The following is a 9,814-nucleotide window of genomic DNA, read 5'->3' on the forward strand; positions in this document are numbered from 1 at the left end:
ATGAGCGAGAACAAGACAGTAACATTCATCATAGAGCGCCAGGACAGCCCTGAAACTGCCCCATATGAAGAAAAGTTCGAAATACCTTACCGCGAAAATATGAATGTCATCTCTGCATTGATGGAAGTCAGAAGGAATCCTGTTAATGCAAACGGTGAGAAAACCACTCCTGTATTTTGGGATATGAACTGCCTGGAAGAAGTATGTGGTGCCTGTTCTATGGTGATCAACGGAAAGCCGCGCCAGTCGTGTACAGCATTGGTTGATCAATTGGAGCAGCCGATCAGGCTTGCCCCGATGAAGACCTTCCCTGTCACGCGTGACCTTGCCGTAGATCGCAGCCGCATGTTTGACTCTTTGAAAAGGGTTAAAGCGTGGATTCCGATTGACGGTACTTATGACCTTGGTCCAGGGCCGCGTATGGCTGAAAGTAAACGCCAGTGGGCATACGAATTGTCCAAATGTATGACATGCGGTGTTTGCCTGGAGGCATGCCCGAATGTCAACGACAAATCAGACTTCATTGGTCCGGCTGCAATGTCACAAGTACGCTTATTCAATTCCCATCCAACAGGCGAAATGAATAAAAGCGAACGTCTCCAAACAGTCATGGGAGATGGCGGAATCATGGGATGTGGAAATGCACAGAACTGTGTTCAATCGTGCCCGAAAGGCATTCCTCTGACAACATCATTGGCCTCCGTTTTCCGTGATACAGCGATTGAATCCTTTAAGAGCTTCTTTGGAAGCGATCAAAAACTATAATCAATTGCTAATAGTAAAGAGCCTCCCTGTTTTAAGGTGAGGCTCTTTTTCAAATGTATAGAAAGGGGAGAGAAGGTTGAAGAAAATTTCCTATATTACTGACTGGGAGGATTGGAAGAAGGGGTTTAATTTTTCTATTCCGATTCACATTCGATTTTCAGAAACAGATTTATTTGGCCATATGAATAACACTTCCCCATTCATTTATTTTGAGGAAGCCAGGATTAGTTTTATGAAAGAAAAAGCCTTATTTGACTTGAAAGGGGTTAAATCATCTTCCATACCTGTAGTGGGGGATTTGCAGTGTGATTTTCTGAGGCAGCTTCATTTCGATGATAAAGTCAATCTTTATGTCAAAGCATGTCATATCGGCAGCACTTCCTTTGACTTACATTATTTGGCGCTTACTGATAATCAGGAAGCAGCTCTGACCGGAAGAGGGAGAATCGTTCAAATCGACCGGTATTCGGGGAAACCTCAAGCCTTAAGTGATGAGATGAAAGCAAAATTAACCGAAAATTAACAGCTTTTTTATCACCTTGTTCGTAGTATAATGGGATGCAGCAATTATTATATCAGTAATAAACGGTAAGGATGGATTTTTTTGAAGAAATATAGCTGGAAATCATTATTAATACTTATGTTTTTCTTGTTATCATCAGGGTATTTGCTGTATGTTTCACTTGCCTATTCTTATTTGGGAATGGAACTTGAGAAGCAAAATGGTGAGTGGGTGATCGAGAATCTTCAGTCTCAAGGCTGGGCTGCCCGTAATGGGGTCCCACTTGGAGCAACAATTATAGAAGTTGATGGAAAACCGACAGGTCAGCATTACACGGTCAGTTTAATTGGTGAATTAGAAATGGCAGAATCATTCAAAATAAAACATGATGGCTCGGTCGAAGTATACAATGACCTCAATGGATTAAGTTTCCAGCATTGGATGTTATATGTCATTCTGCCTGTAGTTTTCCTGATTGTTACTTTAGCTATCACTCAGTTCTTATATAAAAACATGCCTGCTCGACATTCTGCTAACATTTTGATTATGTTTTTTATGACAATTGCACTTGGATATATGAGTAATAGTGCAGCAATACGTGGCGATTTCTATGGTTCCCTGATGAACGCGGCTATGTTTCTTTTTGCCCCAGTCCTTCTTATCCATTTCTTACATGGATATTTCAGTGAACTTGGCGTCAAGTGGTACTCAAAGAAAATACATCAAGTCCTGTATATAATCATCAGCATTGTCTGCCTGTTCAAAGTCTACTATCTACTAAACTTGGAATACCCAGCGGCATTGGTTAATTTACCAGCTATACTGTTATTTTTCCTGATTGTTTTGTTATTTGTGCTGATTTTCACAGGATATAAAAAGTATCGATCGACAAGATACGGACCCATGTTCAAATATATTAATCTAGGGATGGTTACAGCTTTTCTGCCCTATATATTACTTTATCTTATACCCGGATTGCTGCTGGAAATCCATATTATAACCCTTGATATTGCTGCAATGTTTCTTATTGCGTTACCGGTCACGTTCATTTATCTCGTCACCAGTCAACGACTGATGGATATTACATTTGTTATGGGGAGAATCAGATATTATGCACTGATCAGTTTTATCCCAAGCATGCTGATTATGATATCAGGGGCAGTGATGCTTGATTTCACGGTGCCCTCGATTCGATTATTTCAATTATTTCTGTTTATTGAAATAATAATGGTGAGCTTTTTATCCTTAAAAGAAGTGTTAGATTTCCGTCTTCAGCGCAGACTGTTCGCAGCTAAGTACAGTTACCAGGAAAGTATGCATCGTCTTTCCCAAGATATGAAAAACGAGTCCAATGTCGTGGATCTGTTGCGGAGGTTGCGATTGGAAGTTAAAAATGTCCTTAATGTAAAAGAACTGCACATTTACTCGAAAAATTTCAAAACACAGACTTATTGTGTATATAAAGAAGTGCCCAAATCCACTTTGTCTGCTAGTGAAAAACATATCGGTACCATCAATCCGAATGTTGGAAGCCTGATTGAGACCAATGAGGGATTTGGTGTGATATTAGGATATTCGCTGAATAAACTGACGGTTTTATGGTGTACAGGAAAGAAGGATTTCACTTCCCTTAATCTTGATGAAAAAACATATCTCCAAACGATTGCACATAATACCAATATCGCGCTGGAAAACCTGACATTAATTGAAGACCTTGTCAAAGAGTTAAAAGATTTGAAAAATGACCAGACGCAGCAATATCCTACATGGCTGTCCAGATTATTATTTACCATTGCAGAAAATCAACGGAAGCAGCTTTCCATTGATCTTCATGATACCGTTTTGCAAGAACAACTTTATCTTTATCGTAAGATTGACGATTTAACAGAATCACGGCAGGTTCTTTCCCCTGGAGTTAAAAATGAATTGAAAAATTTCAAAGAATCATTGTTGGACAGCATCCATCTGATTAGGGAGACGTGCAATGAATTAAGACCGGCGTTCATTGAGGAGCTGGGTCTTGTTCAGTCCCTTAGGAATTTAATTCATCAATATCAATTACGCTCTAACTTCACAGTTTACTTTAGTGAAGAAGATTTCACTATTGATTTGGACCAGGAGAGGGTAATGGCTATTTACCGGATTGTACAGGAATTATTGTCTAATGCCATGAAACACTCTCAGGCGAAAGCAGTACATTTATATTTATATAGTGATATGGACGGGGTCCATCTATCTTATGCAGATGACGGAATAGGAATGGATTACTCTGTTAAGCGAAACTTGTATTCGCATATAGGTTTATCTGGTATAGAACAAAGAATTAATGGGTTAAATGGGCAGATAAGCGTGGAAACGGCACCTGATGAAGGTTTCAAAATGCGCATCTGTTTCCCGCTGTCTATGAAAGAGGGGGTTTTACAATGAGAAAGGTTTTGATCGTTGATGATCATCCGGCAGTGGGGGAAGGAACAAAGGCAATGCTGGAACAAGAAGAGGATATCGAGGTAAATGTGATTGAGAAAAGCACAGAGGCGGAGGGTGAATTGGAAGATATCTCCTATGATGTGCTGCTCCTTGATTTATATATGCCTGGTTTGAATGGGGTGGAGCTTGCTAAGAAGCTTCGGAAAACCTATCCGGACTTGACTATTTTAATTTATACAGGATTTGATTTAAGTACGCATTTCAATATGCTGGTGGAAGCGGACATCTCTGGGTTTGTCAGTAAAACTGCGACAAAAGATGAACTGGTGACCGCCATTCGTTGTGCACTAAGAGACGAAGTGGTCATACCGCTTCACCTTTTCAGGCAGCTCCGCCGCACAGAAGCTTGTTCAAATTTAGAAGTACAAAGCCCGGAAGGATTAAGTATTTCCCTCAATGAGAAGGAACAGTCCATCCTCCAGGAGATTGCAGCTGGTCTCACAAACCGGGAAACAGCACAAAAGCTCCATATGTCCCAAAGAAGTGTTGAGTACACTTTGACAGGTATTTTTAATAAATTAAATGTAAGATCCCGTACAGAAGCCCTGTTACAGGCCCAAGAATTAGGATTAATCTCTAAATCTTGACAGAAACGGCACAGCAGTCAATCTTCCTTCATACTATATGGTGACTAAATAATTCCCTCTCAGCGCAGCTCAGAGAGCAAGGAGGGGTACACATTTGAAGGAGAACGACTACAGGCCAAAACAAATTCTGACTAAGCGCGAGAAAGAAGTCTTTGAGCTCCTTGTCCAAGATAAAACCACCAAAGAAATAGCCAAAGAACTATTTATTTCTGAAAAGACTGTCCGCAACCATATTTCAAATGCCATGCAAAAGCTGGGTGTCAAGGGGCGATCTCAAGCGGTCATTGAGCTGTTGAGAATGGGGGAATTGAAGCTATAGTTCACTCCTATTGACTGACGGTTTATAAAAATGACGTCATTGAAGAATCACAAGTTTTTGTGATTCTTTTTTTATAGAGTAGTAGGACGTTGATAAAAATTACTGCCCGCTAATGGAACCATGGTAAATTTCCCGCTTGAAATTTGCGGGTAAAAGGAAGAGAATGAAAGATAATGATTTTGATGAGGAGTGCGTGCAATTGTCAAAGCGAACAATTACAGTCATCCCAGAAATAGAGAAAGAATTAAGATACATATCAGGTATCATTAAACAACAGGGCAGGGAAATTTTAAATCACTACCCCATCACGCCACAACAGTTTGTCGCTGTACAATGGCTGTTGGAAAAAGGGGATTTGACAATTGGTGAACTGTCTGATCATATCCACCTGGCATGCAGTACAACTACTGACCTTGTCGATCGGATGGAAAAAAATAACTTGGTCGAAAGAGTAAAAGATCCAAAAGATCGACGGGTTGTCCGCATACATGTGTTGGAAAAAGGAACCCATATCATTCACGAAGTCATCGAAAAAAGACAGGGTTATTTAGAAAAAGTATTAAAGAACGTACCCGAGGAACAGGTAGAAACATTAAATGACCTGTTGCACATGCTTCACGACGAAATGCGCAGCATCTGCGATCAAGAGAAAGAAACATCTTAGACATTGGGGGAATTCACGTGCAACAACCAATAGGAGTAATTGATTCGGGCGTAGGCGGTTTGACTGTGGCCAGGGAGTTAATGCGTCAGTTACCGAATGAAAGGCTGATCTATCTTGGTGATACGAAACGCTGTCCTTATGGCCCGCGTATTAAAGAAGAAGTAATCCAGTTTACCTGGGAGATGGTCGATCATCTGATGACAAGAGATATCAAGCTTCTGGTAGTAGCTTGTAATACTGCTACTGCTTTTACACTTGAAGAATTACAAAAAAGATTAAATATTCCGGTAATCGGGGTAATTCAACCCGGAGCAAGAGCTGCAATAAAAGTCAGTCAGAATAAACGGATAGGGGTTATTGGAACGGAAGGAACGATTTCCAGTAAAGCTTACACGAAAGCTTTAAATGGGATTGATAAAGATATATTTGTTAGTGACCTTGCTTGCCCGCCTTTCGTGCCCATGGTCGAAAATGGTGTAATGAAGGGAGAAGTAGCCGAACGAACTGTAAAAAATACCTTAAAGCCACTGAAGGACAGAAACGGTATAGATACGCTCATATTAGGGTGCACCCATTACCCATTGATTAAAGATCTCATCCAAAAAGAAATGGGTGAAAATATTCAAGTGATTTGTTCCGGCGAAGAGACCGCCCGGGAAGTAAGTTTAATTCTGGCTTACCAAGACCTATTTTACAAGGGAACTAAGAAACCAAAACATGAATTTCATACAACAGGAGATTTGAATAAGTTTAAAGCCGTAGCAAATGCATGGTTTGAGGAGCCGGTGGAATTATTGAAATTAGTTGTAATTGAACAGGCAAGTTGATCATAGAAGGAATCGCATGTATGATTGCGGTTCTTTTTTTACTGCTATAGATGTCGGTGCTTGCCAAGGCGCTTCCACTTTTGATCTATTAATTTTCAAGACACTTTATAACGGAACATTGGTCTAATTCTTACCCATGCTCGTATATATAATAGTACAAACCATCATAGGAGGGGAAAGCATGAAAATGCGAGTGGTTGGACCAATGTTGATAGCGCTATTGTCTGTACTATTATCAGGCTGTTTTTTTGAAGGTGAACAATCCCTAGAAAAAATGGATTCACCTCAAAATGTTGAATACACAGAAGAAACGGGAGAAGAAGCAACAAAACAGGAAGCAGAGAAGGACAGCGAAAAGGGTGAAACAAATGGAGAAGAACCTTCTGATGAAGAAGGAGAGGAAGTTCTGGAAGGAACGACTAAAAGACAGCTCTATTTGCTGGACCAGAACGGAATGGTTGTGCCACAGACATTGGAGTTACCAAACATCTCATCCAAAGAAGTTGCAGAACAAGCTTTGGAATACATTGTAAAAGGCGGCCCTGTAACAGATATATTGCCTAATGGCTTTGAAGCAGTCCTTCCAGCAGGCACACAAATACTTGGGTTGAATCTGCTGGAGGACGGTACAATGGTTGTCGATGTTTCGGAGGAGTTTGCAAATTACCGCCCTGAAGATGAACAAAAAATTCTTCAGGCAATGACATTCACTCTTACCCAATTTGAAAGTGTTGACCGTATTAAATTGTGGATCAACGGGCATGAAAAAGAAGTTATGCCTGTTAACGGCACCCCAATTTCCGATGGTGTTTCCAGGGCTGATGGAATCAATATTCATGCCGGAGACGTGGTAGATCTGGTGGATAGTAAAGCTGTTACGCTTTACTATCCAGCTCAAAATGACAAACAGGAGTTTTATTATGTTCCTGTCACCACTCATCTGAAGTCAGATGAGAAGAAATCTTATGAAAGTATCGTACAAGCCTTATTAGAAGGACCAGCTTTTGAACTGCCATTATTCACTGCTTTTAATAAAGAAGCAGAAATCAAGGGTGCTGAACTAAAAGACGGTGTACTGACACTTTCCTTTAATAAAGCATTATTATCAAATGAGGAGAAACAATCTGTATCGGAGCCTGTAATGAAAAGTCTGGTTATGACACTTACTGAACAGGACGGTGTAGACGCTGTTGAGGTAAAAGTTGAAGGAGTGGAACAAGTTTTCGGTGAAAATGGCGAAAGTTATGCAGAACCGGTAACACGATCCGATGTTACTGGAGTAGAAAGCTTCTAAACAGGGAAGAACCACAAGTGAAAGTGATTGCTTTCCTCACTAATCTATAGTAAAGATATTCATAAAAACCTTCTATCATAGGAGGTTTTTCTTTTTGTCTCAAACGCTACAGATGCTACGTTTTTCTGATAAATTATGTTAAGATAGGCAAGGATATGGAAAAAGGAGGACGTCAGAATGAGAACAGATGACAGAAAATCTAACCAGCTAAGACCTATTAAAATAGAGACCAATTATGTCAAACATCCCGAGGGATCTGTACTGATCAGTGTCGGCGACACGAAAGTAATTTGTAATGCCAGTGTTGAAGACCGCGTTCCCCCTTTTATGCGTGGACAAGGAAAAGGATGGATAACTGCTGAATATGCAATGCTGCCGCGAGCAACCGAACAGAGGAATATCAGAGAATCTTCCAAAGGAAAAGTTTCGGGAAGAACAATGGAAATACAGCGGCTGATCGGCCGTGCGCTAAGAGCAGTCGTCGACCTTGACAAAGTTGGAGAGAGAACCATCTGGGTCGATTGTGACGTCATCCAGGCTGATGGAGGCACACGTACAGCTTCGATTACAGGTGCGTTTGTCGCAGTAGTATTGGCCTTGGGTAAACTCCTCGATAAAAAAGCAATAAAAGAAATGCCTATTAATGATTATCTGGCAGCAATTTCTGTCGGCGTCATGCAGGATGGCAAAGAAGTGCTTGATTTATGTTATGAAGAAGACAGTAAAGCCCATGTTGATATGAATGTGGTCATGACAGGGAAGGGTGAATTTGTTGAACTTCAGGGTACTGGAGAAGAATCCACTTTTTCTGTTTCTGAACTGCAAACAATGTTATCCCTTGCTAAGGAAGGGATGGATAAAATCCTTGAGATTCAAAGAGAAGCAATCGGGGAACTAGCTGAACATATAGAAAAATCTGTCCAGACAGGTGCATCTAAATGAAAGAGTTGATCATCGCTACCAAAAACCAGGGTAAAGCAAAAGAGTTCCAGGATATGCTTGATAAATATGGGATATATGCAAGGTCTTTACTGGAGCTTGAAGATGAAATACCTGACATCGACGAGACCGGGACCACCTTTGAAGAAAATGCTGTTTTGAAAGCAGAGACAATCTCAAAGAAATTCGATATCCCTGTTTTAGCAGATGATTCTGGTTTAGAGGTCGATGCCCTGCATGGCAGACCTGGGATATACTCGGCCCGTTATGCAGGTCCAGAGAGAAGTGATCAAGCCAATCTACAAAAAGTCCTGGATGAAATGAGTGGGGTACCCGAAGAAAACAGGAAAGCAAGGTTTGTGTGCAGTGTTGCTATTGCAAGGCCGGGAGAGCAGACTTTTGTGAGAAGAGGGACTTGTGAAGGAAGTATCGGAACTGAGCCTGTAGGTGAACATGGGTTTGGTTATGATCCGATCTTTTTCCCAAAAGGGTCCAAACGTTCTATGGCCCAGCTTGGCTCTTCAGAGAAGAATGCCATCAGCCATAGGAAAAATGCCATTGATCAAATAGAGGGTTGGCTGAAGGAACAAAGGTGAGAAAGGTGGAATCAAATTGCCGAGAGTATTGATTGTCAGTGATAGTCACGGTTTTACAAACGAACTCCAGCAATTGAGGGATTACTATGTGAATGATGTGGATGCCATGATACATTGTGGCGATTCGGAACTGGACCATGATGCCAAACCGTTAGAAGGTTTCTACTATTCTAAAGGGAATGTTGATTTTGATAGAAATATGGAAGAAGAAAAAGTGTTCACTGTTGGAGATTTAACATTCCTTGTTACACATGGGCATTTATATCAGATTAAGTCATCCTTGATGCCACTCAATTACCGTGCTGAAGAAGCAGGAGCAGACGTTGCTTGTTTTGGTCATTCCCATATGGCTGGAGCAGAAAAAAATCATGGACGATTATTCATTAATCCAGGAAGCTGCCGACAGCCTAGAGATCATAGAGAACCCACTTATGCGATTCTTTCATGGCAAAGCAAAGCTGACCTTGAACTTCAGTATTATAATATGGACCATGAACCAATTGATCTGCGATATAACACCTCCCTACTGGCAGAGGATTGATTTCCTCTGTCCAAAAAGGTGTTGACAAACATTTGGTAAGTTAATATAATAAGTCTTGTCTTTCAAAAAGCACTTTGCTTTTTATTAGTAGTTACATATCTCCAATGTGCGTTGGTCTACAGGATGATTTTCTAATTCAGAAGCATACATAGTAATACTCATGACTGGTTGTGAACAGGTTAAAAGATAATAATGCGCGTGTAGTTTAGTGGTAAAACCTCAGCCACGAGCAATACATCCACCGAAACCGCTGCGAGTTGCCTCGACGGAAATAACGACGAAGCATAAGCTGG

General features: G+C 40.8%; 11 protein-coding genes. All 11 read left to right on the forward strand.

The annotated features are described in order from the left end of the window. The 11 genes from sdhB (at nucleotide 1) to JOC33_RS19525 (ending at nucleotide 9,521) form a co-directional block, all read left to right on the forward strand. Nucleotides 1-765: a succinate dehydrogenase iron-sulfur subunit gene (gene sdhB, locus JOC33_RS19475; RefSeq protein WP_205094354.1), complete on the forward strand. Its 765-nt coding sequence runs from the start codon at nucleotides 1-3 to the stop codon at nucleotides 763-765. A 76-nt stretch (nucleotides 766-841) separates the two neighbouring features. Further along, nucleotides 842-1,288, forward strand: a complete 447-nt coding sequence (locus tag JOC33_RS19480) for an acyl-CoA thioesterase (protein WP_205094356.1) — start codon at nucleotides 842-844, stop codon at nucleotides 1,286-1,288. Between the two features lie 81 nt (nucleotides 1,289-1,369). After that, the gene (locus JOC33_RS19485) at nucleotides 1,370-3,694 is read left to right on the forward strand and encodes a sensor histidine kinase (RefSeq protein WP_205094358.1); all 2,325 of its coding nucleotides are present in this window, start codon (nucleotides 1,370-1,372) and stop codon (nucleotides 3,692-3,694) included. After that, nucleotides 3,691-4,341, forward strand: a complete 651-nt coding sequence (locus tag JOC33_RS19490; RefSeq protein WP_205094360.1) for a response regulator transcription factor — start codon at nucleotides 3,691-3,693, stop codon at nucleotides 4,339-4,341. Before JOC33_RS19485 ends, JOC33_RS19490 begins: the two co-directional genes overlap by 4 nt. A 94-nt stretch (nucleotides 4,342-4,435) precedes the next feature. Then, the gene (locus tag JOC33_RS19495) at nucleotides 4,436-4,660 is read left to right on the forward strand and encodes a helix-turn-helix domain-containing protein (protein WP_028783382.1); all 225 of its coding nucleotides are present in this window, start codon (nucleotides 4,436-4,438) and stop codon (nucleotides 4,658-4,660) included. Nucleotides 4,661-4,823: 163 nt separating this feature from the next. Continuing rightward, complete coding sequence (locus tag JOC33_RS19500; RefSeq protein WP_205094362.1) at nucleotides 4,824-5,324, forward strand: MarR family winged helix-turn-helix transcriptional regulator; 501 nt, start codon at nucleotides 4,824-4,826, stop codon at nucleotides 5,322-5,324. Between the two features lie 17 nt (nucleotides 5,325-5,341). After that, nucleotides 5,342-6,151, forward strand: coding sequence for a glutamate racemase (gene racE, locus JOC33_RS19505; protein ID WP_338054563.1), 810 nt, complete (start codon nucleotides 5,342-5,344; stop codon nucleotides 6,149-6,151). A 181-nt stretch (nucleotides 6,152-6,332) separates the two neighbouring features. Beyond that, nucleotides 6,333-7,445, forward strand: coding sequence for a GerMN domain-containing protein (locus JOC33_RS19510; RefSeq protein ID WP_205094364.1), 1,113 nt, complete (start codon nucleotides 6,333-6,335; stop codon nucleotides 7,443-7,445). A gap of 177 nt (nucleotides 7,446-7,622) precedes the next feature. Beyond that, the gene (gene rph / locus JOC33_RS19515) at nucleotides 7,623-8,387 is read left to right on the forward strand and encodes a ribonuclease PH (protein ID WP_205094365.1); all 765 of its coding nucleotides are present in this window, start codon (nucleotides 7,623-7,625) and stop codon (nucleotides 8,385-8,387) included. Beyond that, a complete protein-coding gene (locus JOC33_RS19520) occupies nucleotides 8,384-8,980 on the forward strand; it encodes an XTP/dITP diphosphatase (protein ID WP_205094367.1) in 597 nt (198 codons plus the stop codon). Before rph ends, JOC33_RS19520 begins: the two co-directional genes overlap by 4 nt. A 16-nt stretch (nucleotides 8,981-8,996) precedes the next feature. Continuing rightward, nucleotides 8,997-9,521, forward strand: a complete 525-nt coding sequence (locus JOC33_RS19525) for a metallophosphoesterase (protein WP_205094368.1) — start codon at nucleotides 8,997-8,999, stop codon at nucleotides 9,519-9,521. The last annotated feature ends 293 nt before the right edge of the window (nucleotides 9,522-9,814 follow it).

It is taken from the genome of Thalassobacillus pellis, assembly GCF_016908295.1.
Lineage (GTDB): Bacteria > Bacillota > Bacilli > Bacillales > Halobacillaceae > Thalassobacillus > Thalassobacillus pellis.

Bases quoted from the DNA above. Each gene is read 5' to 3' on its own strand.
- sdhB (WP_205094354.1), top strand. From the start codon at position 1: ATGAGCGAGAACAAGACAGTAACATTCATCATAGAGCGCCAGGACAGC.
- JOC33_RS19490 (WP_205094360.1), top strand. From the start codon at position 3,691: ATGAGAAAGGTTTTGATCGTTGATGATCATCCGGCAGTGGGGGAAGGA.
- JOC33_RS19500 (WP_205094362.1), top strand. From the start codon at position 4,824: ATGAAAGATAATGATTTTGATGAGGAGTGCGTGCAATTGTCAAAGCGA.
- JOC33_RS19510 (WP_205094364.1), top strand. From the start codon at position 6,333: ATGAAAATGCGAGTGGTTGGACCAATGTTGATAGCGCTATTGTCTGTA.
- rph (WP_205094365.1), top strand. From the start codon at position 7,623: ATGAGAACAGATGACAGAAAATCTAACCAGCTAAGACCTATTAAAATA.
- JOC33_RS19520 (WP_205094367.1), top strand. From the start codon at position 8,384: ATGAAAGAGTTGATCATCGCTACCAAAAACCAGGGTAAAGCAAAAGAG.